We start from the raw sequence: 23,931 nt of genomic DNA on the forward strand, positions 1-23,931 counted from the left end.
TGAAGACCATGCCGTGGTAGCCTTCCGAAGGTTCGGTGAACTGCGGGAACTTGCCGTTGCCCCAGTTGTATTTCCCGCTGTCGACGATGACGCCCCCGATGCTGGTGCCGTGTCCGCCGATCCATTTGGTGGCCGACTCGACCACCACGGCGGCCCCATGTTCGATGGGCCGGAACAGGTATCCGGCCGCCCCGAAGGTGTTGTCCACGATCAGGGGAAGATCATAACGTTGAGCCAGGGCCGCAAAGGCGTCGAAATCCGGGATATTGAAGCCGGGGTTACCGATGGTTTCCAGAAAAATGGCCTTTGTGCGGGCGTCGATGTGTTTTTCGAAGGCTTCCGGTTTGTCGCCTTCGGCGAAGCGCACGTCGACGCCCAGCCGTTTGAACGACACCTTGAACTGATTGTAGGTGCCGCCGTAGAGGAACGAGGTCGAGACGAAGTTGTCGCCCGCTTCGAGGATGTTGTTGAGGGCGATGAACTGGGACGCCTGTCCCGAACCCACGGCCAGGGCCGCCACCCCCCCTTCGAGAGCTGCCATGCGTTTCTCGAAGACGTCGGTGGTGGGGTTCATGATGCGGCTATAGATGTTACCAAAAGCCCGGAGAGCGAACAGTTCGGCGCTGTGGGCCGAACTGTCGAACACATAGGACGTGGTCTGGTAGATGGGTACGGCCCGCGCCTTGGTGGTGGGGTCGGCTTCCTGGCCGGCATGAAGCTGCAGGGTTTCGAAGCGCATTTGATCCGTCGTCATTGTGCTGAATGGTTTAAGTGTATCAGTTCGTAAAAACCAGGGTCCGCTCCGGAGTCAGGACGGGCCGGTTGGCTTCGATGGCAAATTCGTAGACGGCTTTCTGACCGCCCCACTGGATATGCAGGGTGTACTTCCCGACACTCAGCTGCTCCAGGTTGAACCGCCACCAGCTCCAGGACTGACGCCGGCCGATGAAATCCTGATAGATTTCGTCATGATTGGCGTTTTTCAGGGTCAGCACGAGGTTGCGCTGGGTGTGGTTTTCGATCAGCAGCTTGAAGAGCAGCGGGTTGCTGTTGGGAAACTGGTGAACGCGCAGCTCGGGCCGGTTGACCAGCAGGTTGGGCCGGCGCACTTCCGGATTCGCATCGGGATTGCGGTGGCTCGCGAGATGAACGTACGGGCCGGTGAACAGGGCGTCGATCTTCGGGTACTTCTGCGCCCGGGCTTCGAACCGGAAGATAAAGGCCAGCAGCAGGCCCACGACGGTGAACGTAATGTTGGAGGCCTTGAAGGCCACGACCGAGGCATCGGTCAGACGGTGATCCGTTCCGGAGAACGGCATGCTTTCATTGGTTTTCATGGTGTGAAAAGAGGAATGGATGAATAAACTGAGTGTGTCTCAGGCTTTTAACGTCATAGTAAAAGCTTGGCAAAATTCATACATTCCCGCTTGCGGAAAATCACCGGAAACCCTGATTTTAGAGTCACGGAATTCCGTGATTTTATTGACCACCCCCCCGCCCCCTCCTTGCTAAGGAGGAGGAGTGCGCTGCCATGTTCAGGCTCTGCGAAGCCACCCCCTCCTTGCTAAGGAGGGGGCTGGGGGTGGTCCGGCTGGGGGGTGGACTGCCTTGTCATGCCGACGCAGGAGGGATTCTGTGGCTGAATTTCTCATTCCCTGGAGTACCCAGGCACCAGATCCCTCGTTCCTCGGGATGACAAGAAACTCTCTTTCCTTACTAAGGAGGGATCGGACCGGCGCTCCGGCCGGGGGTGGTCACCCCGACGCAGGGAGATTGCGACGGCAAATCTCGACCGGCTTCGCGCCGGTTATTTCTCGCTAAGAAGCTTCTGCAACAACTCGGCTTTCTCCTTCTCCGCCTGGAGAAGCCGTTCGTAGAGTTCGATGACTTTGTCGAGGGCGTTGAAGGTGCAGTGCATGGCGTTTACTGAACTGGAGTTAACGGTTGCTCCCTCGTAATTATGCTGGATATTGAAGATGGCCGTTTCTTCATCGAAGTTTTTGATGGCTTCGGCCGGCACTTTCAGCACCCGGGCGAGCTGGTCCAGCAGTTCCGGTTCGATTTCTTCCTTCTGTTCGAGCACCGAGATTTTGCGCTGGTTCCAGTCGTCGCCCAGCTCGAAGGCCAGGGCTTCCTGCTTGATGCCGAGCATCTCCCGGAAGCGTTTCACATTGCGGCCCTGATGAATCGTTTTCGGCATGGCTGGGGTGGTTTGTTTGGCCTACAAAGCTAAAAAAAGATCAATTCATGCAACCATCCGGTAAAATACTTCCGGGGCGGTAATTTATCGCTGCGCGGTTTTTTCTACCGGGCCGCCGTACGCCAGATTGGGAACCGGATTTTATCGCTTTTCTGCCATGCAAGACCTTGAAACCGCCCTGGCGATCATTACCCGCTCGGCCCCGACCGCAATGATCTACCGGCTTGATTCCCCGATTCCGGGGGTTTGCCATGATTTGGTTGTGCTGCTGCGCCGACCCCAGCACCGCCCGCTGCACGACTACGAGGATTTAATCCGGAGACGATGCCGGGCGCAGGGGCTGGAGGGAGTTGCCGTGAGCGCCTACCCGCTGGCGATGGTGCGGGATGGACTGCCCCACTCTCCGTTTTTCCGGCACCTCTGCACCACACGGCAGCCGGTTTTTCGAGGATGCGGGGCAAACCGGGCTGGCGATTTTCATGCTCCACCAGACCGCCGAATTTGCGCTGAACGCTTTTCTGACGGAAAGACTCGGTTTTAAACAGTACACCCACCATCTCCGGAAACTGCTGCGCGATACCCGCCGGTTTACGCCCGCTTTTCACTCTCTGTTCCCGGATGAAACGCCCGAAGAGCAGGCCCTGCTCGACCTGCTTCAGCAGGCTTATCGGAACGCCCGGTATCTGGACGGTTTCGCTCCCGATCCGGGCCAGGTCAGGACGCTGTTTGACCGGGTGGCCGGTCTGTCGGCGGTGGTTGTCGATGAAGCCGGACGCGCCAAACCTGACGGGCGTAATATCGCTGTGTCAATCGATGCCGTAGGTCTGCCGGATGTGCTGCGGTAAGGGCGGTACCCGGTCGGGATGGGCTTTAAGCCAGTGAAGGGCTCCTTCCGGGGTATACCAGAGGTGCGCTTTCCCATCCCGGGTGGTGGTGACGATGCGGTGCCCGTCCGGTGAAATGACCGCCTTCATGACCGGCAAGGCATGGGGAAGCGTGGCAAGCAGTTGCCCGTTTCGGGACCACAGCTTCGTTTTGGCGTCCGACGAAAAGGTCAGGATGTATTTGCCGTTCGGGGAGAAGGTGCCTTTGGTAAAATACTGTACCATAAACGAAACCTGGTCCAGTGAGGAGGACAGGATGGAAGCCTCATTCTCACCGCCGTCGATGTGGTCCAGGCGGGCCAGTAGTTTCCCCTGCCTATCCAGGAGATGAACGGTATTTCCCATCGGGCTGACTACCAGTCTTTCCCCGTTGGATGGGGATGAAGTCGAACTGCCGATAAAAAGCTCCGTATCGCTGTCGATGATTTCGATTGTCTCATCCGGGAAGAGTGCCTCTTTTACCAAAAGAGGGCTTTGGCTATCGGGCAAATTTAGACGCAGATTCGACTTCGGCACGTCTTCGTACTGTACTCTTAAAAAAGGCTGTTTCCGAAGGCTCCAGAGGGTTACAGTGTGAGGGGATGAAAGGGAAAGGATATGATCGCACTGCGGGGAAAACAGGGCCATTCGGAGGGGAGTTTGATGTTTGAGGGTAAGAAGAAGCCGGCCCCGCAGGTCCCAGACTTTCACCATTCTGTCCATGGAAACCGTCAGAATCCAGCGCCCGTTGGGTGAAAATTCCGCGGAGCGGACCATACCGGAATGCTCCAGATCCGCGATCTTCTTTCCGTCGACGGCCCATAGTTCAGGCGAATTGTCAGCACGACTCAGCAGGGCATATCGACCATCCGGTGAAAGGTCTGCCGAAAGGTATGAATTGCGTTTTGGCGAAGAAGGGTCGTTGTCAAACGTATTCAGGAGATCGCCCTTCGGACTCCAGACTCTCACCATATCCTTGAAGATTACCAGTAGCCGGTTATTCAAGGAAAACCGGGTAGAATAGAGGTCTCCTTTTGAAAGTAATGCAAAGCCCCTGGCCGAGTCTTTTCTGTTCCAGGAACTCAGTCCTTTATTCACAATGAAAACAACCCCGTTGCCGTCCGGAGAAAGCCGGATAAAGCGAACCGTATGTTTCTGAACCGGCAGGGAGTCCAGGGGTGTTCCCTCAAACGTGTACAGCTGCACCTTCGCTTCACTCAATACGGCAAGGACCCTGGCATCTCCGGCCGGAAAGACGGCCCCGACATACGTGGATTCGCTTTGTTTATAATCTATGGTTATAAGAAGAGATGAAGAAATAAGGCTTGCTGCCCTGCCAAACGTATCAAAAGTAAAGTCAACAGCATCATTCCTCAATCTGAATTCAGCGACGATTGGCCATTCGTCTCCGGGCGTATCACCCCGGAGGGAATCGGATTTCACTCCTCTTAAAGTGGCCGTATAATCCGTAACGATTAACAGTCGGGTGCCGTCCGCAGAAAACTGAACCGAGCGAATGGGTTTGGGCGAGGGGAAGCGGGCCACCAACCGCCCGGCCAGATCCCAGACCGAAGCGGCCTGCCCGGTATAGGTCAGGAAGCGGCTACTGTCGGGTGAAAACAGCGCGTCCAGCAGTAGCTTCTCCGGGGGCAGGGCGGCCAGTCGCTTTCCTTTCAGATCCCACAGTTCCACAGCATGCGAAGCCGTCGTAGTGAGAATGGTCCGGCCGTCCTGAGAAAATTTGGCCGTCCGGACCGAATCCGTCAGTTTGATTTCGGTCTGGGTGAACAGTTCTTCATGCCCCTCGTTGAAACGCCGGGCAATTCGTTCTTTAACGGGCAGGGCATCGGGAAGGATATCAGCTGCCCGTTCGAGCATCCGCAACGCGACGGCCGACGGCTGTTTATCACTCTCGGCTGCCCAGTATAAGGCTTTGGCTTCCCGGTTGGCCCGGGTGGCGGCTTTCGTCTGCTCCCGGGCCGCCCGTTCAGCCACCTGAGCCCTCCGGCGCTGGTCATCGACGGACCGGAACAGCGCCCTGATCTGCTGGTCGACGACGAGCGCTTTTTCCGGCGCGCATAGCTTGGCCGCGTTGTACTTGTTCAGGGCCCGGCGAAAGTCTCCGGCCTGCTGCAGGGCGTTGCCTTCCCGCATCAGCCGGGCATACTCCGGGCAGGGCTGGGCGTGAGACCCGAGAGTGACCATCAGAAAAAGAAGGAAAAGAACGGGTTTCATCGGGATTCGGCCTGAAGTTTAGCTTGGCACGTCTGCATCTCAACCGGCAGATTCTTTCGCAGTTGCTGAAGCGTCTGCGAGGCCGTCCCGGCTTCTTTTTCCGGAAACGCGACCGGTTCCTGCAACTGGTGGCGCAGCACCGAGTCGGCCTGAACAAAGGCACCGAGGGCCAGGCGGTATTCTTCCGTCTCGAAAAAGCCCCGGCCTTTGTGGTAAAGGTCCGATGCTTTCTGAAGGGTAACCATATTCAGGGCGGCCTGAAGCGCCTGACTCCCTTTCAAAGCCGCCTGTTCGTTCCGCTGCGCCTGTTTTTCCTGCCGTAGCGCGTAAATCATGGAGGCAACGGCCAGCAGAGAAAGCAGAAGGGCGCCGGCCACCGTCCACCGGAGCCGCCGGTTTTTCGCCTTCTGTTCCTCCAGCTTCGCCTGTTCGACGGCGCGCCGGGCGGCTTCCGTCTCGGCCTGAAGCCGGGCCACCTGCCGGCGGCTGGTTTCGACGAAACTCCAGATTTCGGCGCTGTCCGGCAGGGTGCGGTCCAGTTCGGTTTTTATAGTGTCTTCGTGCAACTGCACTTCGGTCAGCCGGCGTTCGGACAACAGCAGATCGTCGGCCCGGTGCTTTTCCTGGTATTCCCGGAAGGCTTCTTTCAGGCGACGGATGATCGCGTTGATTTGCCGTTGCTCGGCCGAGCGGCTCTGGTCGATCACCTGCGCCAGGCTGTCGTGCGGCAGTTCATAGCGGCCGTCCTCCGACCGCAGAATGCGGGCGTTCTCCAGACGGGCCAGCAGATCGATCACCAGCGACGGCTCCAGACCGGTTTCGCGGGCCAGGCTTGCCGGGCTTTGTTCCCTTCGGGTGCCTTCATACGTGACAAACGCTTCAAGCACTCTCCCAACCGCAGGCTGCTGCGACGCGGGCAGATCTGCCGCAACGACGGCCCTCTGTTCATTCAGGAACAGTTCGAGCACATCCTCGATCGGCCCGACTTCCTCCACCAGCGTCGAGTCGATCCCGGTCTTTCGGAAGCCGGAATCCCGGTTCTTCTGGAGGGCCGTTCGCCAGAGCCGGTCGAGGTAGACCTGAAGATAGGGAAGCTGAAAGGTTCCTTTGCCCGAAAAGGTATTCCGAAGGATCAGGCGGCTTGCTTCCGACTCCTCCAGATAAACGCCGTCGGTGTGTTGCAGCGTCCCGACGATCACTTCTTCCAGATTTCGCTCACTCATGGGTTCTACCCGGAGCCGGAAGTCGAAAAGGCCCGGAAAATCTTCTTCGAACGGATACAGATGAGCGATGTATTCCTCCCGCATCACGATGAACAGCTTGCAGGGCGCCCCGGATTCATAAATCGCTTTCAGCAAGGTGAAGAACTGCCGTTGTTCCTCCTGGCTGCCGCTGATAAAGATCTCCTCGAACTGGTCGAAAATCAGGTAAACGTTTCGAAGGACGTACTGGGCCAGTTGCCTGATCCGTTCACCCGGCAAGGCGGAGCCATCCGGTCCCAGAATACCGGACAGGGCCTGATCCAGCGAGTCCGGAAAGTGGTCCCGGCGTCGGATGATGACCGGGAAATAGTCGGAAAGCGAAATTGCTTTGGCGAGTCCGCACTGCACCAGACTGCTTTTGCCGGCCCCGGAAGACCCGTAAATCAGAATCAACCGCGAGCTGTAAACCAGCTCGACCAGTCGTTTCTGTTCGTTCTGTCGCCCAAAAAACCGGTCGGTATCCCCGGCGGTGTAGGCGTCAAGAAATTTGAACGGGCTGCGGACAGGTTCGGCTAAGGTCATGGCGGAGGGAAGGGCGTGGGTTACAGCAGGCTCAGGTCGATTTCCGGGGCTTCGTCGGAGGGGTGGTGAACAGGTAAATCCAGCCCTGCCAACGCACCGATGACCTCCATCTGCTCCCGAAGGAGACTGTAGTCTTCGCGCTGAAAGGCATCTTCTTTCTTCATGGAAATGCTCAATGGCGGATCATGGGGGCGGGCAATATGGCTGAACAGCATCCGGTCCGGGCGGCATTCCCGAAAGCTGAACAGATCGAAGACGGAGTTATCACTCTTTTTATAGACATTTCGATCGATAATAAATGGCGAGAGGTTCAGAAACCGGTTCTCCTCCGGCTCGTCCGTGGCTCCATCCGCTCCCGCCCGTCGACGGTTTCTGACCAGCAGCACCGACTGACATTCCCACAGGTCGGATTGGACGACCTCCCGGAAATACTGTTCTTCATTAAGCCGGTAACTCTGGCTTCGCAATACTACTTTCTCGTGTCGGTATTGGGGAGTCCGGTCATAGAAGCGGATCACCCGAATATTCTTGTAGGATTCCAGTCGGTAACCGGCCCAGAAGCCCAGCCGTTTGAATAGTTCAGTCAGATGATCCTCCCCGATCCGGCATAGTCCGGGAACATTTGCGGGCCCGCCCGGAGCAGCCAGCCGCCGACGGAGCTCCTCAAAGAAGCCGAGGGCTTCCATCAAGGAAGGCGAGGCCTTCAGATCAGCGATCAGGTCGCTTATTTCTTCGATGAAAGGCGGTTCGTCACGTTCCGCCAGCATGTGGAGTAACGAGCCGGACAGATCCGCTACCCGTTCCGGGGGCAGCATAGCCCAGCCTTCGGTCAACAGGTCACGCAGGAAGCCGGAATCCGTTCTTTCGGGCGGCCTCTTTCCGCCCAGCAGGAGATTACGTATCTGGGCCAGCAGCGTGCTCATGGTCAGGTCCAGATGGCTTTCGACCAGGGCCAGGTATTGCTGAAGGCGTTCCAGGGAGGCCGCTACCGGCAAGAGCCTTCCGTCGGGGGTAATGACCGGGCAAAGCAGCCGGCGCAGCGGTTCGGCGAGCGGATAGGGAAACCGAAGCAGCAACTCTTCATTCACCCAGTTTTTAAGCGCTTCCGGCGGCAGCTCCTTCCGGGCGAGGTACTGGCTGGTCAGGGCAGGATCCGCTTTGCGGAGCGTATCGAAAAGAACCTGCCGCAGCAGTTTGTTGGGTACATACCCGGCCGCCTGTTCGGGATGGCTCGGCAGTTCCCATTGCCCGACCTGAGGGTCCGGGCAATGAAAGTACCAGTGATTACGGGTCAGCTCCTCCTGCGTTTCCAAAGCGCCCCGGCTAAAGTCGGAAAGATGGATATTCTCCCGGACCTGTAGCTGAAGCCGGGCCTGCTCGATGGCCTCCTGCAAGGAATACTGCTGAACCAGTGCCCGGTAAAACGCCAGTGAGAAGAACGAAGCAACCTGGTCGTTTACCGGGGCCGAAGTGGCGATAACGGCCGCATCGATGTTCTGCTCCGCCAGAAGCCGAATATGCTGAAGGGTAGAGCAGCCGTTCAGGAACACTAAACGGAGATTGGGGCATCGACCCAGCAATTGCGCAATTCCGGCTCCGCGGGCAGTGGCATCTTCCAGTTGCAGAAGAGTTTGACCGGCGTGCCCGCTGTAGTGAAAGATCGTCAGGGTTTCCTGATAGGTAAGTATTTTCTCGGCAAGCGACCTGGTCGTCGCAAAAGAGTCGCGCACCTTCAGGAAGTGGAGCCGACTGCTGCGGGCATCGAGTAGCCGGTCGATGCCTTCGTCCTCTTCCTTCAGAAAATCCAGTGGTTGGTCCCGGTTGTTGGCAAAGCAAAAGAGTAAGGTATGCATCAGAACGGCCTGGTCTATGACAACCTTCTGCATATTAATCTATTGCCCTGATTAAATCAAGGTACGGCAGACGGTGGAAGCATTCGATGCCTCTCCGGAGGACTCCGCCGTATTCAAACGGTGTGAGACTTATAGAAACGAGGTCCTGCCGATGAACGGAAAGGATATGCGGAAAAAAGCCTTCTTGCGCCCGAATATCCTAAAAAGCAAAAACCGCTTAAAACGAAGTCAACTCCACGACGTTGAGAGCATCCGCCACCAGATGAGTAAGTTGAATACTCGCGAACAAATGCACCTTGAAGACGAGTTTGCGGACTTCTACCAACAATACCCCAAAGAGTAATTCAATAAACCGCAGGCCCCACCTCTTTCCGATGCCTTTGCGAAAGGTCAAATACCCACTACCCCATACGGACTCAGATGGTGCCAGAGCGTTGCCAGACTACACACCTGTACCTGCGCGTCAGGCCGGAAATCCTGAGCCGAAGGCGTCACAACGAGGAGTGGAATGCCGCCCAGATCGCGGCTGGCTATGTAATTTCCCCGGCTCAGCGTGGGCGCATTGGTGTATTTGATTTCGAGACCCACGACGGGTTGGCCCCCACGTACCAGAACCAGGTCCAACTCCGAACCTTCAGCGGTGCGGTAATAATAGGGCTGTGTATCATACGCCAGGTTGGCAATGACCTGCTGAATCACGTAGCCCTCCCAGGAGCTACCCACATACAGGCTCCCGCTGAGGGCTTCCGTGGTTTGAATCGCAGCTAAGGCATGAAACATTCCACTGTCCCGAATATACAATTTGGGCGACTTTACTAACCTCTTGTTGATATTGATGAAATAGGGAGGCAGGCGCCTTATAAGAAAAGCCTGTTCCAGAAACTCAAGATAATGCTGAATCGTCGGTACGCTCTGTCCCAACGACCGGGCCAGTTCGGAGTTATTCAACTGATTGGCGTGGACGCTGACCAGCATCGATAACAACGTTCGAATCCGGACAGGCGACGCGCCCAGGCCCAGTCCCGGCAAGTCTCGTTCTACGTAGGTCTGAATAAAATCGTTCATGCGCCGGTTGGCCGACCGGTCACTGGGAGCCAATACCATGTCCGGGTAGCCGCCACGCAGCCAGTGTTGCTGATAAGGCAACTGACTTTGGACTTCCGGCCAGGTAAGGGGTTGAAGCTCCAGATAGGCAATACGCCCAGCCAGTGACTCGGAGCTTTGCTGAAGCAACCGGGGAGATGCCGAGCCCAGTAAAACAAACCGCCCCGCCACCCGATGACGGTCAATCAGGGACCGAAAGACGGGAAAAAGCTGCGGCATTCGCTGAACTTCGTCGATGATGACTAATTCGTCCTGATGGGCTGAGAGATACATTTCCGGATCTTGGAGCCGATTCAGGTCTTCCAGCGACTCTAAATCCAGATAGACCGTGTTTCGATCAGGCTGCGTAGTCAGCGTTTTTGCCAACGTTGTTTTTCCTACCTGTCGAGGTCCGACAAGGGCCACAGCGGGTCTATCATGAATCAGGTCAATAAATTCCGCTGTAATAGATCTGGCAATCATAACCCTGCAAATTTAAAGTAAAATTTTAAATTTGCAGGACTTCCACCCTACCAATGTCCTTAATCCTGCCACAACTTGCTTTACTGCATTTACAGTAACGTCCACGTCGGCGTCGGTCGTAAACCGCCCCAGGCTGAACCGCAGGCAGGAAAAGGCTTCCGTTTCCGTGAGGCCCATTGCCAGCAGGACGCGCGACGGGTCAATGGAAGCCGCCGTGCAGGCCGAACCGTTCGATACGGCAATGCCTTCCAGCCCCATAATTATGGCGTCGGAGTCGCAGTGTTCGAATAGGATGTTGGTGGTATTGTAGAGTCGGTGTTGGCGGTTTCCGTTGACGCGGGTACCGGCGATTTGGAGAAGGGCGGCTTCGAGAAGATAGCGCAGTTCAGCAATTCTTTTTCCATCTACCAGCATTTCGTATCGCGCCGGTTCGCAGGCTTTTCCCAACGCCACAATACCGGGCTTTAATTGCCAGGTTAATCGGTTCGGTAGCTCCCGACGTAAAAATGATCTCGTGCGTTTCGCTAACCAATTGTCTATAGCTCCATTCTTTTCCCTTCCGGCTTGACTGTAAGCAAGCGTATGAATCTCTTTGCCAGGTTGTTTGGTGTCAAATTTTCAGAGGGTAAGGAGAAAATATTTACACCAAAAAAATAGGCACTTACAAATTTCTTCGTAAGTGCCTGATAATTAAGTCGGGATGGCGGGATTCGAACCCACGACCCCTTGCACCCCATGCAAGTACACTACCTGGCTGTGCTACATCCCGATTCGGGTGCAAAAATAACCAATATTGTTTCCGGAACAATGGCTGTCGGAAAAAACAGGCGCATTCCTCCGCCAGGGTTCCTTCCTGCCCTCGTCATTATTCCCGGTTCCGGGCTCCGCCCTGCGTGGCCGGGGCCTGCTGCGGGGGCCGCTGCTGCATCGGGTTCTGCGGACGGGTGGCCTGCTGCTGCCTGAACAGTTGGAAGCGCGTGGGCTTCGACACCCGCGGAAACGAGTTGTTCTCGGCGTCGATGTCGGCAATTTCCTGGAACGGATCGAGGGTCCATTGCTTCACCCGCTTGCTGGTGGCCACCACCTTCTGAATCTGCTGGTCGTTGAAACGCCAGATTTCGGCCGGGAACCGCGCCACCGAATCCGTACCGTCTTCAAACTCCATCCGGATGATGACCGGCATCGGCAGACCGCCCTTGTTTTTCAGGGTCAGCGTATAGAAATTGTTCTTCGACTCCAGCAGCTTCCGCTCCTCGGCCGTCAGCGTCGACAGATAATCCTGGTATTTCTTCCGGTCGGCGTCCGTGACGGCATACGGGTCGTAGCTGTTGTAGAAATCGCGCATGGTCGAGTCCTGGGCCACCACGGTCTGGTCTTTCGAAGCGGCATCCCGGATCTTGCTCATGGTCCGGGCTTTCCCTTCGGCTTCCGCCCGCGACAGGGCTTTTTCCACTTCCGGGTTCTGGGTGTTGAGCGTAAACCAGTCTACTTCGACGAGGTCCTGATCCACCGGCTCGACGCCGTAGAACCATCCCTTCCAGAACCAGTCCAGATCGACGCCCGAGGCATCTTCCATCGTCCGGAAGAAATCGGCCGGGGTCGGGCTTTTGAACTTCCAGCGGTTGGCGTATTCCTTGAAGGCATAGTCGAACAGTTCGCGGCCCATGACGGTCTCGCGCAGAATATTCAGCGCCGTGGCCGGTTTGGCGTAGGCGTTCGGTCCCAGGCTGATGACGTTATCGGAAGACGTCATGATCGGCGACAGCACCGACTTATCGGATTTCATGTAATCGACGATCTGGTTCGGCTCGCCCCGGCGGGTCGGGAAGTTGTAGTCCCACTCCTTCTCGGCCAGATACTGGCAGAAAGTGTTCAGCCCTTCATCCATCCAGGTCCACTGCCGTTCGTCGGAATTGACGATCATCGGGAAGAAGTTATGCCCCACTTCGTGAATGATGACCCCGATCATCCCGGCTTTGGTAGCTTCCGAGTAGGTGCCGTCCGGCTCGGGGCGCCCGCCGTTGAAGCTGATCATCGGGTATTCCATGCCGCCCCCCGGCACCGAGTGACACGAGATGGCGACCGGATACGGGTACTTGAAAGTACGGTTCCCGTAGGAGCGCAGCGTGTGCTCTACGGCCCGGGTCGAATACTGGCCCCAGAGCGGGTTGCCCTCCTTGGGATACACGGACATGCTCCAGATTTTGCGGCCGTCGCCGTAGACGTCGGTCTGCATGGCGTCCCAGATGAACTTGCGGGATGAAGCAAAGGCGAAATCGCGGACGTTGTCGGCCTTGTAAATCCAGGTCTTCTTGCCGGTCGGTTTGCCTTTCTCGGCGGCTTCGGCTTCGGCCTGGGTGACGATCACCACCGGCGTTTTGGAGCTGGATGCCTTCTGAAGCCGCTGAAACTGGGTCGACGACAGCACCTGCTTATAGTTCTGACACTCGCCCGAAGCCACCACGACGTGGTCGTTCGGGGCGGTGATGGCCACCTTGTAGTTGCCGAAGATCAGCGTAAACTCGCCCTGGCCCAGAAACTGTTTGTGCTGCCAGCCGTTGACGTCGTCGTAGACCGCCAGCCGCGGGAACCAGTGGGCGATGAAGTAGTTGTAGTTTCCGTCGCCCGGGAAATATTCGTAGCCGCTCCGGCCGTAATATTCCGTGACGAGATAGTTCCAGTCGACCCCGAACGAAAAGTTCTGACCCGGTTTGAGCGGGGCGGGCAGTTCGAGCCGCATCATGGTCTGGTTGATCGTATACTTGAGCGGTTTGCCGGCCCGGTCCTTCACGGCCGTGATCTTGTAGCCGAATTCCTTTTCCGCCTGCTTTCCCCGACCTCGTCCGGCGGTGGCGGTGAGGCCGCCCAGCGCCCCGGCCGACATGCCGTTCTGGCTGATGCCGCCCGTCCCGGTGATGCCGCCGATCGATCCTTTTTCAAACAGGTTCTGATCCAGCTGAAGCCAGATGTACCGCAGTTCGTCGGGGGAGTTGTTGTAATAGGTGACGATTTCGGACCCGATAATCTTCTGGTTGGCGTCGTCCAGTTCGACCTTAATGTCATAATCCGCCCGGTTCTGGAAATAATCCCGGCCCGGTGAACCCGATGCGGTGCGGAAGGTGTTGGGCGTCGGCAGCGCCGGCCCCATCTGTTCGAAACGGTCGTTCGCCTTATAGGTCGATGAAGGGGTTTGGGCCTTGGCGGCCATGGTCAAAGCGACCAGACCGGCCATTAAGGTTAAAGAAGCGAATCTCATAAGTTGGGTATCAAAGGCTCAATAAGCAAATTATGAATAAAGTTACAAATTATTCCGTCTTATCGGGTTACCAATGACCTTTATCCAAGCATTTCTTCTAAATACTCATTTCCGATAATCAGTGACAGAGCCATCCCGGCCACGACGCCCGAGATGATCAGATTCCAGTCGTGCCGGCGCAGCTTCAGGATTTCGATGGAAATAAAAGCCAGCAGCAGAAAGGCCAGCACGATGAAGATCTGCCCGAACTCCAGCCCGAGGTTGAAGGCAAACAGCGGTTTCACGATGCCGGTTTCCTGCCCCAGCAGGCTGCGGAGGTAGCTGGAAAAACCCATCCCGTGGATCAGCCCGAACAGCAGGGCCAGCAGGTAACGCACCGACGGCCCTCCGGCCATTTTCCGACCCGGCAGCCGCTTGACCGGCGGCTGGTAAAAGAAGTTGGAAACCGCCGTGATCAGAATGGTGACGGGGATCAGCAGTTCGATCAGGTCGGAACTGTACCGGATCATCTGCAGGGTTGCCAGCGCCAGCGTGATGGAGTGGCCGACCGTAAAGGCCGTCACCAGAATCAGTACCTCCTTCCACTGGTTCAGGGTATAGACCGCACAGAGGGCCACCACGAACAGAATGTGGTCGTAGCCGCCGGGATCGGTGATGTGAGAAAAGCCCAGTTGCAGGTAAGCCAGAAATTCACTCATGGCAACATCGTAGTCGTTAACGGGTTCATCGCGGGACTGAATTTCCCGCAAAATTAGAAAGATAGTGTATTTGACCGATCGGGCCTCGGATCAGCGTCCATTGTGCTAACTTTTGACCGAAAAAACAATCTCACCCCCTATGCAGGCCGTCATTTTTTCTCAGACCGGGAAGCCGACCGAAGTGCTGGAGCCCATCGAAGTACCCCTGCCCGAACCGGGCCCGAATGAAGTCCGGATCAGGGTCATCGCCAGCCCCATCAATCCGGCCGATCTGCTGTTCGTGCAGAACCTGTACGGCATCCGGCCCCGGCTCCCGTCCGGCGTCGGCTTCGAAGGGGTCGGTCGGGTGGATAAGCTGGGCGAGGGCGTCACCATGCGGACCGGCATCCGGGTCAGCTTCACGACCCTCGGCGCCTGGTCCGATTATGTCGTCGTCAACCAGCGCGGCCTGATTCCGGTGCCCGACGCCATCCCCGACGAAGTGGCCGCCCAGCTGTTTGTCAATCCGTTTACGGCCTATGCGATGGTTCAGGACACCGGCCTGCATCCGGATCAGTGGCTCCTGCTGACGGCGGCCGGCTCGGCCTTCAGCAAGATCGTGATCCAGCTGTGCCGCAGGAAGGGCATCCGCACCATCGGAACCGTCCGGCACAATGACCTGAACGAAGAACTGACCGCGCTCGGGCTGACGGAACTCATCAATGTCGAAGAACAGGACCTGATCGGGCGGGTAAAGGCCGTCACCGAAGGGAAAGGAGTCGCCGGGGTGCTCGACGCGGTGGGCGGCCATACGGCCACGGAAGCCTTCCAATGCCTCGCCAGAGGAGGCACCATGTTCATCTACGGCCTGTTGAGCCTTCAGGACCCGACTTTCAACTCCGGGCTGATGATTTTCCGGGAACTGACCGTCAAAGGCTTCTGGCTTTCCGACTGGATGCGCCGGGTCGACAGCCAGACGCGGCAGCAGGTGGCCCAGAACGTCATCGACCTGCTGGCGTCCGGCCAGGTGGCGCTGCCCATCGAGGCCGCCTATCCGCTCGCCGGGATCAAACAGGCCGTCGAACACGCCGAAAGGCACGGGCGACACGGGAAGATCCTCTTAAAAATTTAGTTTTCGGGGGTGCCGGAACCTGCGGAGGATTTAGAGTAATTTTTCCGGCCAAACTCCTTATTGTTTCGTTATCTTTGAAAACCGGATCCTTACAATAAACCGGAAACCGGGGCGTTGAGAACAAGACAATTGCCCCAAATCCGAACCTACGGCAACATAAAAAAACTGATTATCTGATTCATAGCCGACATGATGTTATTACAAGTTCCCACGGCCGGCGTCTCGGCAGCAGACTCAACGGCCGCAGCTCCCGTACAAAGCATGCAATTGTTCGATCTGGTCGCAAAAGGGGGTTGGGTGATGATTCCCATCTCGCTTTTATTTTTTCTGGCTCTTTACCTGATTGTCGAACGCTGGCTGTTCATCCGTAACAATACCCGCGTCGACGACAACTTCATCGACAACGTGAAGGATATGGTTCTGCAGGGGAACATCAAATCAGCCGAATCCTTCTGCAAAAACCAGCGCAGTTCCATCGGCCGGGTTTTCGAGAAGGCCGTCGGCCGCATCGGCTCACCGATCAAGGAGATCGAAGGCACGCTGGAAACCGTCGGGCAGATCGAGCTGTCGCGGCTGGAACGCAACCTGGGTTACCTCGGCATCATCGCCGGTATTGCGCCGATGCTCGGCTTTATCGGTACCATCTCGGGGATCATCCGCATTTTCTACGACATTTCACTTTCCGATAACATCAGCGTCGGGATCATCGCCGGGGGCTTATACGAGAAGATGATTACGTCCGGGGCCGGTCTGATCGTTGGGGTCATCGCCTATACCGGCTACCACCTGCTCAACATGCTGATCGAGAAATTTACCCTGAAGCTGGAAGTGAACTCCTTCGAGTTTATGGAAGTGCTGCAGAAACCGACCGAATCCGTCCGCGTTCGATAATCTTTCCGGTCGACGGATACGCCTATGAAATTCCGCAGAAAAAATAAGTTTGCCGCCGAGGTCGCCACCTCCTCGCTGAACGACATCATGTTCTTCCTGCTGTTGTTCTTCCTGATCATTTCGACGGTGGCCAACCCGAACGTGATCAAACTTCTGCTGCCGAAGGCTTCTTCTTCCCAGCAGCTGAGCAAAAAACAGGTGACCCTGTCGGTCGACGGTGAGAAGCGCTATTTCATCGACCGGCGGCCGGTTTCGCCCGAGAATCTGGAGATGGAGCTTCAATCCATCATGCAGGGCATCGCCGAACCGACCATCGTCGTCCGGGTCGATAAGTCCCTCTCCGTGCAAGACCTCGTCGACATCCTGCAGACCGGCGCCAAGCTGAACATTAAAATGGTCATGGCGACCTCGAAATAAGTCACCGGAACCTGTAAGATTTTAGCATCTTACAGGTTCCGCCAGCTTTCCTGCCTCCCCTTCCGTTCCTCCACCATCCATATCTTCACGCCCGGAAACCGTTTCAGAAACCGGCGGCTTCGGCGGATACCGGCCACGCTGAACACCTTCGTCAGGGCGTCTGCCTGCGTGCCGTCCGGGGCCAGCACCGTCGTGCGGGCATGGTGCAGCAGGCCGAGGCCCGTGCGCGGGTCGAGCAGGTGCGAATACCGACGGCCATCGTGCTCCAGAAACCGGTGCGTGGCCCCCGACGTGGTGATGCCGGCATGATGCAGCGAAAGCGTCAGCGTATCGGACCCTGCCCCCGCCAGAATCCGCCAGCCGGGTTCCCCCGGGGGCGGGCCGCTTACCAGAATATCACCCCCAATGTCCAGCAGGGACGCCCGGATGCCCATTTTCTGCACCACTTTCATGCCCTCGTCGACGGCATACCCCTGGCCGATGCCGCCCACGTCCAGCCGCATTCCCGGCTTTTTCAAACGGATATAGAGTCCAGTATCGGCCTCGCCGGTTTTGCGGAATTCGATTAGCCGGTAATCAACCAGCCGGTGGGCTTTACGGAGTTCGGAGCGGGATGGAAAGACTTTCCGGCGCACGGCCCGGCGCCAGAGCTGCGACAGAGGGCCGACGGTGGGGTCGAACAACCCGCCGGAAGCCCGGGCGATGGCCACCGACCGCTTCAGCACGTCGAACAGATCGGGAGAAACCCGCATCCATTCGCCACTCCCGGCGGAGGCCGAAAGACGGTTGATCTCGCTACCGTCGAGGTAATCGCTCATGACGACGTTGAGCGAATCCATGCGGGCATCCACCGCCCGCCGGACACGCTGGGCCAGGCTGTCGTCCGGAGCGTACAGGATCAGGCGAAATTCCGTACCGAATAATCCCCGGGAAAAGCTGAAGCGCTGGAGCGGCTGCGCGCGAACCGACCCGAACCACACGGCCAGCCATACCGGCAGATAACGAAGAAAGGGGCGCACGGCGACTTAAACCCTTGCGGCTTTGTTCCGCAGGTAGAAATCGGCCAGCACCAGCGCGGCCATGGCCTCCACGATCGGAACCGCCCGGGGTACGACGCAGGGATCATGCCGGCCCTTGCCCGAGACCACCACCGGATCGCCGTCGACGTCCACGCTGTCCTGATCCTGCATGATGGTTGCGACGGGTTTGAAGGCCACCCGGAAGTAGATGTCCTCGCCGTTGGAAATACCGCCCTGAATACCGCCGGAGAAGTTCGTTTCGGTCCGGATGCGGGGCTTTCCGTCGCCGGAAGCCGGTTCCGTATAAAACCGGTCGTTATGTTCCGACCCGAAGCGTTCGGCCCCCGCAAAACCGCTGCCGTATTCGAAGCCCTTGACGGCGTTGATGCTCAGCATGGCCTTGCCCAGTTCGGCGTGCAGCTTATCGAAAACCGGCTCACCCCAGCCGGCCGGCACCCCGGTGGCGACACAGGTGACCACGCCCCCGACGGAGTCGCCCCGCTTGCGGGTTTCGTCGATGAAGTCGAACATGGTCTGCGCCATTTCGGGATCGGGGCAGCGGACGGCGTTTTCTTCGGCTTTGGCAAGATCGAGCTGCTGATAGGGTGTTTCGAGCTTCAGGGTACCGACCTGTGATACATAAGCCTGAACCTGAACCCCCAGTTGTTTCAGCAGCAGTTTGGCCAGCGCCCCGGCGGCCACGCGGGCGGCCGTCTCGCGGGCCGAACTGCGTCCACCGCCCCGGTAGTCGCGGACGCCGTATTTTTCCTGATAGGTATAATCGGCATGGGAAGGCCGGAACTGCCGGGAAATGTGGGTATAGTCCTTGCTGCGCTGGTCCTCGTTCCAGATCAGGAGGCTGATCGGCGTTCCCTCGGTCTTCCCTTCAAAAATGCCCGAAAGCACCTGAAACTCGTCTTTTTCCCGCCGTTGGGTCGTAATCCGCGACTGCCCCGGCTTCCGGCGGTCGAGTTCGGCCTGGATAAAATCCGTATCCACTTCCAGACCGGCCGGGCAGCCGTCGATGACCACGCCGATGGCGGCCCCGTGGGATTCGCCGAAAGTTGAAATCTTAAAAAGCGTTCCGTATGTACTACTCATGCAGGCTTATTTTTTCCAAAATAAATACATCATTCCCAGAATCATGACGATCAGCACGATATTCACCGCCAGCCGCATCATCTGCTGGAGGTTGATCGGCTGCTCGGAGCTGCTGATCTGCTCGATCCCGGTGTAGATCGAACCCGGCAGGCTGACGCGGATGGTGTCGCCCGGAGCAGAAGCCGCCCCGCCCACCCGCAGCGTATAACCGGACCGCAGCGTATCGTACCGCTCCCGCACCGGGTCGAAATACACCCAGCGAAAGAACGACCCCAGCGGAAAGCTGCCGTCCTGCTGAGGAACCAGCGTATACTGAAAGTTTTTATGGCCGGAGACGATCTCTCCCATCCGGTTGACGACCTCTTTCTGTTCCGGCGGAAAAATATCGAAGGCAGACGAGTCCGGAACGATCGGTGCGGGCAGGGAGGCAATGTTGCCCTCCCCGACGATCCGGAACGTATAGCGAACGCTCTGGCCGATGGCGGCCGCCCGGCGGGAAAGATTTTCGATAAGCCGGTATTGTCCGACGGCTACCTGATCCTGCAGGGGGTGGAGCGGCAGGGGAACCACTTCTACGGACAGCGGCCGGGTGGTAAAACCGACGAAGTCCCGCCGGCGCGGACCGCCCGGCGTGGCCGACGGGCGGAACTGAACCAGCTTCAGGCTGACCGAAGGGAGCCGGATGGGCTGGCGGTTCAGCGGAAAGAAGGTGGCCTGATAGATCCGGTATTCGGTATACCGCCTGTTGCGGATCAGAACCGGCACCGGCTTAAGCTCGGAAATGCCCGTATTTTCCTCCCAGCAGTTGACCGGACGCAGCGTTTTCAGAAGTAACTGAAGCTGCGGCTCAAGTTCATAAAACGTTAATTCGAACGGGTAGGATTCGGCAACAAAAAAAGACAATTTTACGGAAAAGCCTTCTCCGGCGAAAACCCGGCTTTTTGAGGTGCTCAGCGACAGAAACGCGTCGTTTTTATTAATGGCTCCGGCGGGTGCTTCGGCCGGCGGAATGTCCGGCAAAGGACCGGCTCCGGGCCGGACGGTAATGATGGTCCCCTCCGAATGCACCACCGTTTCGCCGACGGTCAGATTAAACGGAAGCAGCCGGTACTGGCCGGGGCGCTGAGCCGTATACGTTTGCGTAATAACTTGCGAAACAACGCTTTTCCCGCCGATTTCAATAGGAGTAACGCTGGTGGACGTGCCTTTTTTGGTAAAGCCTTTGATGGCGGGAAAGTCGATGACGGGACGGGTTTCGCTGTTCTGAATGACGACGGCAATGGTGAAGGGCCGTTCGATCGAAATATCGGATGAACCTAACTCAATAGCCACGGAGGGCTCCTGAGCTAAGGTTTTAGGGGTCAGGGGCCAATAGATAAATAATACAAAAAATAATTGGAATCTTAAAAATCTCATCCTTAAATTTGAACAACAAAAGTAAGCACAAAGCGTTACAAAATTGGATGCACAACCGGGGGCATCAGCACTCCGGGAACGTGTTTCTTAGATTGTTGAGTCGATCCTCAAAACTCTAACCAAAAAACCGTAGTACGTAGTATGGCAACAATGCTGGAGTATATCAAGACTATCCTTCAGAAAGTCAGTTTTGACAAGAAATTATTTGAGAAGGAGCTGAAAAAAGCAATTGGAATGCTCATCCCGGAGGAAATTAAGCAATTAAGGTCCTGGTGTTACGAAAAATTCAGCAGCATATACCTGTCGATCCTGAACCGATGTTTTTCGAGGGGACGGTTTTCGGGATAGTTGCTGAACGCTATATAAAAAAAGGTCGGCTGCAAAGCCGACCTTTTTTTATCGGTTAAATTCCAGCCGCCTTCCCTTTACCGACTCGTCGAACCGACCGTTCTCCCAGGCCAGCCGGCCCGATACGATCGTATGCGTGACGGCACCGTGCAGCCCGGTTCCCTCCAGCGGTGACCAGCCGCATTTGTACAGGATGTTCTCCTTCGCCACCGTCGTAGTCCGGGCGGTATCGACCAGTACCAGGTCGGCCCAGTAGCCTTCACGCGCATACCCCCGCCGGTCGATCTGAAAACAGTCGGCCGGAGCGTGGCACATCTTCTCGACCAGCTTTTCGATAGTCAGTTTCCCGCGGTATACATTTTCCAGCATCAGCAACAGCGAATGCTGCACCAGCGGCAGGCCGGACGGTGCCTGCCAGTAAGGCTGCTGCTTTTCCTCCCAGGTATGCGGGGCGTGGTCGGTGGCGACGATGTCCAGCCGGTCGTCGAGCAGGGCCTCCCAGAGCTGCGGCTTGTGATGCGGTGCCTTGATGGCCGGGTTGCATTTGATCCGGTTACCCAGCCGGTCGTAGTCGTCGGCGTCGAACCACAGGTGATGGACGCAGACCTCGGCCGTGATCCGCTTTTCCTTCAACGGCACGTCGTTCCGAAACAGGGCCAGTTCGTCGGCCGTCGAGATGTGGAGAATGTGCAGGCGGGTGTTGTGTTTTTTTGCCAGCGCGACGGCCAGCGTCGACGACTTCAGGCAGGCTTCCTCGCTGCGAACCAGCGGATGTATGCGGGCCGGGGCGTTCTCGCCGTATTCCTGACGATACCGGGCGGCATCGGCGCGGACGGTGGCTTCGTCCTCGCAATGGGTGGCAATGAGCATAGGGCTTTGCCGGAATACCTCCTCCAATACGTTGGTGTTGTCCACCAGCATGTTGCCGGTCGAGGAGCCCATAAAGATTTTGATGCCGCAGACCGTGCGGGGGTCTGTTTTGAGCACCTCCTCCAGGTTGTCGTTGGAGACGCCCATGAAAAATGAATAGTTGGCCGGAGAGGTTTGGGCTGCAATGTCGTATTTCTGCGCCAGCAACTCCTGGGTGAGGGCATTGGGAACGGTATTCGGCATCTCCATGAAGGTGGTGACGCCCCCGGCCACGGCCGCCCGGGCCTCCGTCCGGATGGTAGCTTTGTGCGTCAGACCCGGCTCCCGGAAATGCACCTGATCGTCGATTACGCCCGGCAGCAGATACCGCCCCTGCGCATCGATAACCGTATCGGCGCCGGTGCCGGCAGACCCTATTTTTTCGATCAATCCGTCTTTACAGAAGACATCGGTTTCCCGGACGGTCCCTTCATTGACCAGCCGGGCGTTGCGAATCAGAATGGTGCTCATGCGGCAAAGGTAAAACAAAGAAGCCGAACGTGGGTCCGGCTTCTTCGACAGGCGGTATGGATCTTCAGGGACGTTTCAGGAGGGCGGCCACTTCCCTGGCGAAATAGGTCAGGATGACTTTGGCGCCGGCCCGTTTCATGGCCGTCAGCACTTCGAGCATCGTGCGGTCGCCGTCGAGCCAGCCGTTGCGGGCTGCGGCTTTCACCATGGCGTACTCCCCGCTGACGTTGTAGGCGGCAATGGGCAGGTCGAAGTGGTCGTTCAGGAGCTTGATGATGTCCAGATAGGCCAGTGCCGGTTTGACCATCAGGAAGTCGGCCCCTTCGGCGTAATCCAGCTCCGCTTCGATGAGGGCCTCGCGGCTGTTGGCCGGGTTCATCTGGTAAGTTTTCTTGTCGCCGAAACGCGGTGCCGAGTCGAGGGCGTCGCGGAACGGGCCATAGAAGGCCCCGGCGTATTTGGCCGTATAAGCCATGATGGAAACGTTGGTGAAGCCTTCCCGGTCGAGGACTTCGCGGATGTAGCCGACCCGCCCGTCCATCATATCCGACGGCCCGATGATGTCGGCACCGGCCTGCGCCTGAGCGAGGGCCATTTTGCCCAGCACCACCAGCGTTTCGTCGTTGACGATCTCGCCGTTTTCCACGATGCCGTCGTGGCCGTCCGAGCTGTAGGGGTCCATGGCGACGTCGGTCATCAGGGCGATGTCCGGAAAGCGGCTTTTAATCTCACGAACGGCGCGGAGGTAAAGCCCGTCCGGGTTATGGCTTTCGGTGGCGTATTTGTCTTTTTTCTCCTCCGGCAGATTCGGAAACAGGGCGAACGCCCGCAGGCCCAGATCGACGCACTCCTGAATCTCCTCGAGCAGCAGATCGAGCGAAAACCGGTAAATACCGGGCATGGACGTGATCTCGGTTTTGACCCCCTCCCCTTCCATGACGAACATCGGAAAGATCAGGTCGGAGAGGCTCAGGGCATTTTCCTGTACCATCTCCCGGATCACGGGTGATTTTCTATTTCTACGGGGTCTTCTCAGCATAACGTATGAAATTCAGACCGCAAAGGTCGGGATTTTTGGCGGATTACGCCATTAATTTGAATCCCTCCCCGTGCAGATTCACGATCTGAACCGACTCGTCTTCTTTCAGGTACTTCCGAAGCTTGGTGATGTAGACGTCCATGCTGCGGGCGTTGAAATAGGAGTCGTCGCCCCAGATGACCTTGAGGGCAAAACTGCGGCTGAGGGGCTGGTTTTTGTTCTGGGCGAACAGTTTGAGCAGTTCGGATTCCTTGCTGGTCAGGCGGGTGGAGGTGCCGTTGCGCGACAGCATCTGGTGGTCGTAGTCGAACATAAAAGAGCCGATCTGATAGGTCGACGGCTGCGGGTGCGGTTCTTCGGACCGGCGATAGCGCCGGAGAATGGCCTGAATCCGGAGAAGCAGTTCCTCCATGCTGAACGGCTTGGTGATGTAGTCGTCGGCGCCGATCCGGAAGCCCTGGATGGTATCTTCCTTCATCGACTTGGCCGTCAGGAAGATGATCGGCACGTCCTTGCCGGACATCCGGACTTCCTTCGCCAGCGAAAAGCCGTCTTTTTTGGGCAGCATGACGTCGAAGATGCACAGGTCATAATCGGCTTCCACGAACCGCTGCCAGCCCAGCTGGCCGTCGGTGGCCAGATCCGTATCATACTCTCTTGACTTCAGGTATTCCTGCAGCAGCAATCCCAGATTCGGGTCGTCTTCGACCAGGAGGAGTTTAGGCATGATGAAGATCGATCCGGGTGACCCCGC

Annotated in this window: 23 protein-coding genes and 1 tRNA gene; 6 read left to right on the plus strand and 18 right to left on the minus strand. The window is 57.4% G+C overall.

Going from position 1 to position 23,931, the window contains the following annotated elements; all coding sequences use genetic code 11:
• The 4 genes from DX909_RS27880 to DX909_RS29815 form a co-directional block, all read right to left on the minus strand.
• Positions 1-754, minus strand: a 754-nt coding sequence (locus DX909_RS27880) for an O-acetylhomoserine aminocarboxypropyltransferase/cysteine synthase family protein (RefSeq protein ID WP_128548544.1), incomplete at its 3' end; no start/stop codon positions are given.
• Positions 755-776: 22 nt separating this feature from the next.
• Complete coding sequence (locus tag DX909_RS27885) at positions 777-1,337, minus strand: hypothetical protein (protein ID WP_128548545.1); 561 nt, start codon at positions 1,335-1,337, stop codon at positions 777-779.
• Positions 1,338-1,807: 470 nt separating this feature from the next.
• Positions 1,808-2,200 (minus strand): helix-turn-helix domain-containing protein, encoded by a 393-nt coding sequence (locus DX909_RS27890; RefSeq protein WP_128548546.1) that lies wholly within the window; start codon positions 2,198-2,200, stop codon positions 1,808-1,810.
• A gap of 310 nt (positions 2,201-2,510) precedes the next feature.
• Positions 2,511-2,681, minus strand: coding sequence for a hypothetical protein (locus tag DX909_RS29815; RefSeq protein WP_206513068.1), 171 nt, complete (start codon positions 2,679-2,681; stop codon positions 2,511-2,513).
• On the opposite strand from DX909_RS29815, the gene DX909_RS27895 reads away from it, so the two are divergent.
• Entirely contained in the window at positions 2,680-3,045 is a 366-nt protein-coding gene (locus DX909_RS27895) for a HEPN domain-containing protein (RefSeq protein ID WP_164851437.1), read from the plus strand. The two genes, DX909_RS29815 and DX909_RS27895, sit on opposite strands and share 2 nt — an antisense overlap.
• Here the strand turns inward: DX909_RS27895 and DX909_RS27900 are convergent.
• The 3 genes from DX909_RS27900 to DX909_RS27910 are packed head-to-tail and all read right to left on the minus strand — an operon-like array spanning position 3,007 to position 8,968.
• A complete protein-coding gene (locus tag DX909_RS27900) occupies positions 3,007-5,298 on the minus strand; it encodes a WD40 repeat domain-containing protein (RefSeq protein WP_128548548.1) in 2,292 nt (763 codons plus the stop codon). The genes DX909_RS27895 and DX909_RS27900 overlap by 39 nt on opposite strands.
• The gene (locus DX909_RS27905) at positions 5,295-7,082 is read right to left on the minus strand and encodes an ATP-binding protein (RefSeq protein ID WP_128548549.1); all 1,788 of its coding nucleotides are present in this window, start codon (positions 7,080-7,082) and stop codon (positions 5,295-5,297) included. Before DX909_RS27905 ends, DX909_RS27900 begins: the two co-directional genes overlap by 4 nt.
• Positions 7,083-7,102: 20 nt before the next feature.
• Positions 7,103-8,968, minus strand: a complete 1,866-nt coding sequence (locus DX909_RS27910) for a CHAT domain-containing protein (RefSeq protein ID WP_206513069.1) — start codon at positions 8,966-8,968, stop codon at positions 7,103-7,105.
• Between the two features lie 40 nt (positions 8,969-9,008).
• On the opposite strand from DX909_RS27910, the gene DX909_RS27915 reads away from it, so the two are divergent.
• Complete coding sequence (locus DX909_RS27915; RefSeq protein WP_128548551.1) at positions 9,009-9,278, plus strand: hypothetical protein; 270 nt, start codon at positions 9,009-9,011, stop codon at positions 9,276-9,278.
• A gap of 47 nt (positions 9,279-9,325) precedes the next feature.
• Here DX909_RS27915 and DX909_RS27920 read toward each other — a convergent pair whose 3' ends face one another.
• The 5 genes from DX909_RS27920 to DX909_RS27940 all read right to left on the minus strand — a co-directional run bounded on the left by DX909_RS27920 (position 9,326) and on the right by DX909_RS27940 (position 14,455).
• On the minus strand, positions 9,326-10,501 hold the full coding sequence (locus tag DX909_RS27920; RefSeq protein ID WP_128548552.1) for an ATP-binding protein: 1,176 nt from the start codon (positions 10,499-10,501) through the stop codon (positions 9,326-9,328).
• A 12-nt stretch (positions 10,502-10,513) separates the two neighbouring features.
• A complete protein-coding gene (locus DX909_RS27925) occupies positions 10,514-10,915 on the minus strand; it encodes an aminotransferase class V-fold PLP-dependent enzyme (protein WP_229311232.1) in 402 nt (133 codons plus the stop codon).
• A 281-nt stretch (positions 10,916-11,196) separates the two neighbouring features.
• A tRNA-Pro gene (locus DX909_RS27930) sits at positions 11,197-11,270 on the minus strand.
• 96 nt (positions 11,271-11,366) lie between these two features.
• Positions 11,367-13,757 carry a M1 family metallopeptidase gene (locus DX909_RS27935; protein ID WP_128548554.1) on the minus strand — a complete coding sequence of 797 codons (2,391 nt, stop codon included), beginning with the start codon at positions 13,755-13,757 and terminating at the stop codon, positions 11,367-11,369.
• Positions 13,758-13,837: 80 nt separating this feature from the next.
• Positions 13,838-14,455 carry a HupE/UreJ family protein gene (locus DX909_RS27940; protein ID WP_128548555.1) on the minus strand — a complete coding sequence of 206 codons (618 nt, stop codon included), beginning with the start codon at positions 14,453-14,455 and terminating at the stop codon, positions 13,838-13,840.
• A gap of 139 nt (positions 14,456-14,594) precedes the next feature.
• Between DX909_RS27940 and DX909_RS27945 the strand changes: the two genes are divergently transcribed.
• The 3 genes from DX909_RS27945 to DX909_RS27955 all read left to right on the plus strand — a co-directional run bounded on the left by DX909_RS27945 (position 14,595) and on the right by DX909_RS27955 (position 16,874).
• Complete coding sequence (locus tag DX909_RS27945; protein WP_128548556.1) at positions 14,595-15,566, plus strand: zinc-dependent alcohol dehydrogenase family protein; 972 nt, start codon at positions 14,595-14,597, stop codon at positions 15,564-15,566.
• A 189-nt stretch (positions 15,567-15,755) separates the two neighbouring features.
• Complete coding sequence (locus tag DX909_RS27950) at positions 15,756-16,457, plus strand: MotA/TolQ/ExbB proton channel family protein (protein WP_128548557.1); 702 nt, start codon at positions 15,756-15,758, stop codon at positions 16,455-16,457.
• 24 nt (positions 16,458-16,481) lie between these two features.
• Positions 16,482-16,874, plus strand: coding sequence for an ExbD/TolR family protein (locus DX909_RS27955; RefSeq protein WP_128548558.1), 393 nt, complete (start codon positions 16,482-16,484; stop codon positions 16,872-16,874).
• Between the two features lie 29 nt (positions 16,875-16,903).
• On the opposite strand, the gene DX909_RS27960 is transcribed toward DX909_RS27955, so the two are convergent.
• From DX909_RS27960 to DX909_RS27970, 3 genes are read right to left on the minus strand one after another with little or no spacing between them, the layout of a single operon-like run.
• Positions 16,904-17,893: an FAD:protein FMN transferase gene (locus DX909_RS27960; protein ID WP_128548559.1), complete on the minus strand. Its 990-nt coding sequence runs from the start codon at positions 17,891-17,893 to the stop codon at positions 16,904-16,906.
• 6 nt (positions 17,894-17,899) lie between these two features.
• Positions 17,900-18,994 carry a chorismate synthase gene (gene aroC, locus DX909_RS27965; protein WP_128548560.1) on the minus strand — a complete coding sequence of 365 codons (1,095 nt, stop codon included), beginning with the start codon at positions 18,992-18,994 and terminating at the stop codon, positions 17,900-17,902.
• A gap of 6 nt (positions 18,995-19,000) precedes the next feature.
• Complete coding sequence (locus tag DX909_RS27970) at positions 19,001-20,326, minus strand: BatD family protein (protein WP_164851438.1); 1,326 nt, start codon at positions 20,324-20,326, stop codon at positions 19,001-19,003.
• A gap of 225 nt (positions 20,327-20,551) precedes the next feature.
• On the opposite strand from DX909_RS27970, the gene DX909_RS29975 reads away from it, so the two are divergent.
• Positions 20,552-20,758: a hypothetical protein gene (locus tag DX909_RS29975; RefSeq protein WP_128548562.1), complete on the plus strand. Its 207-nt coding sequence runs from the start codon at positions 20,552-20,554 to the stop codon at positions 20,756-20,758.
• A 48-nt stretch (positions 20,759-20,806) separates the two neighbouring features.
• On the opposite strand, the gene DX909_RS27980 is transcribed toward DX909_RS29975, so the two are convergent.
• From DX909_RS27980 to DX909_RS27990, 3 genes are all read right to left on the minus strand, one after another.
• Positions 20,807-22,138, minus strand: a complete 1,332-nt coding sequence (locus DX909_RS27980) for a dihydroorotase (protein WP_128548563.1) — start codon at positions 22,136-22,138, stop codon at positions 20,807-20,809.
• Between the two features lie 64 nt (positions 22,139-22,202).
• Positions 22,203-23,177 (minus strand): porphobilinogen synthase, encoded by a 975-nt coding sequence (hemB, locus tag DX909_RS27985; protein WP_128548564.1) that lies wholly within the window; start codon positions 23,175-23,177, stop codon positions 22,203-22,205.
• A gap of 43 nt (positions 23,178-23,220) precedes the next feature.
• Positions 23,221-23,904: a response regulator transcription factor gene (locus DX909_RS27990; RefSeq protein WP_128548565.1), complete on the minus strand. Its 684-nt coding sequence runs from the start codon at positions 23,902-23,904 to the stop codon at positions 23,221-23,223.
• Between the last annotated feature and the right edge of the window lie 27 nt (positions 23,905-23,931).

Origin of the sequence: Larkinella soli (genome assembly GCF_003703975.1) — a bacterium.
Lineage (GTDB): Bacteria > Bacteroidota > Bacteroidia > Cytophagales > Spirosomataceae > Larkinella > Larkinella soli.

Coding starts and splice junctions, on each gene's coding strand:
- DX909_RS27910 (WP_206513069.1), bottom strand. CDS start 8,968: ATGCAGAAGGTTGTCATAGACCAGGCCGTTCTGATGCATACCTTACTC.
- DX909_RS29815 (WP_206513068.1), bottom strand. CDS start 2,681: ATGAAAATCGCCAGCCCGGTTTGCCCCGCATCCTCGAAAAACCGGCTG.
- DX909_RS27980 (WP_128548563.1), bottom strand. CDS start 22,138: ATGAGCACCATTCTGATTCGCAACGCCCGGCTGGTCAATGAAGGGACC.
- hemB (WP_128548564.1), bottom strand. CDS start 23,177: ATGCTGAGAAGACCCCGTAGAAATAGAAAATCACCCGTGATCCGGGAG.
- DX909_RS27900 (WP_128548548.1), bottom strand. CDS start 5,298: ATGAAACCCGTTCTTTTCCTTCTTTTTCTGATGGTCACTCTCGGGTCT.
- DX909_RS27905 (WP_128548549.1), bottom strand. CDS start 7,082: ATGACCTTAGCCGAACCTGTCCGCAGCCCGTTCAAATTTCTTGACGCC.
- aroC (WP_128548560.1), bottom strand. CDS start 18,994: ATGAGTAGTACATACGGAACGCTTTTTAAGATTTCAACTTTCGGCGAA.
- DX909_RS27920 (WP_128548552.1), bottom strand. CDS start 10,501: ATGATTGCCAGATCTATTACAGCGGAATTTATTGACCTGATTCATGAT.
- DX909_RS27990 (WP_128548565.1), bottom strand. CDS start 23,904: ATGCCTAAACTCCTCCTGGTCGAAGACGACCCGAATCTGGGATTGCTG.
- DX909_RS27925 (WP_229311232.1), bottom strand. CDS start 10,915: ATGCTGGTAGATGGAAAAAGAATTGCTGAACTGCGCTATCTTCTCGAA.
- DX909_RS27940 (WP_128548555.1), bottom strand. CDS start 14,455: ATGAGTGAATTTCTGGCTTACCTGCAACTGGGCTTTTCTCACATCACC.
- DX909_RS27935 (WP_128548554.1), bottom strand. CDS start 13,757: ATGAGATTCGCTTCTTTAACCTTAATGGCCGGTCTGGTCGCTTTGACC.
- DX909_RS29975 (WP_128548562.1), top strand. CDS start 20,552: ATGGCAACAATGCTGGAGTATATCAAGACTATCCTTCAGAAAGTCAGT.
- DX909_RS27885 (WP_128548545.1), bottom strand. CDS start 1,337: ATGAAAACCAATGAAAGCATGCCGTTCTCCGGAACGGATCACCGTCTG.
- DX909_RS27890 (WP_128548546.1), bottom strand. CDS start 2,200: ATGCCGAAAACGATTCATCAGGGCCGCAATGTGAAACGCTTCCGGGAG.
- DX909_RS27955 (WP_128548558.1), top strand. CDS start 16,482: ATGAAATTCCGCAGAAAAAATAAGTTTGCCGCCGAGGTCGCCACCTCC.
- DX909_RS27945 (WP_128548556.1), top strand. CDS start 14,595: ATGCAGGCCGTCATTTTTTCTCAGACCGGGAAGCCGACCGAAGTGCTG.
- DX909_RS27895 (WP_164851437.1), top strand. CDS start 2,680: ATGCTCCACCAGACCGCCGAATTTGCGCTGAACGCTTTTCTGACGGAA.
- DX909_RS27950 (WP_128548557.1), top strand. CDS start 15,756: ATGATGTTATTACAAGTTCCCACGGCCGGCGTCTCGGCAGCAGACTCA.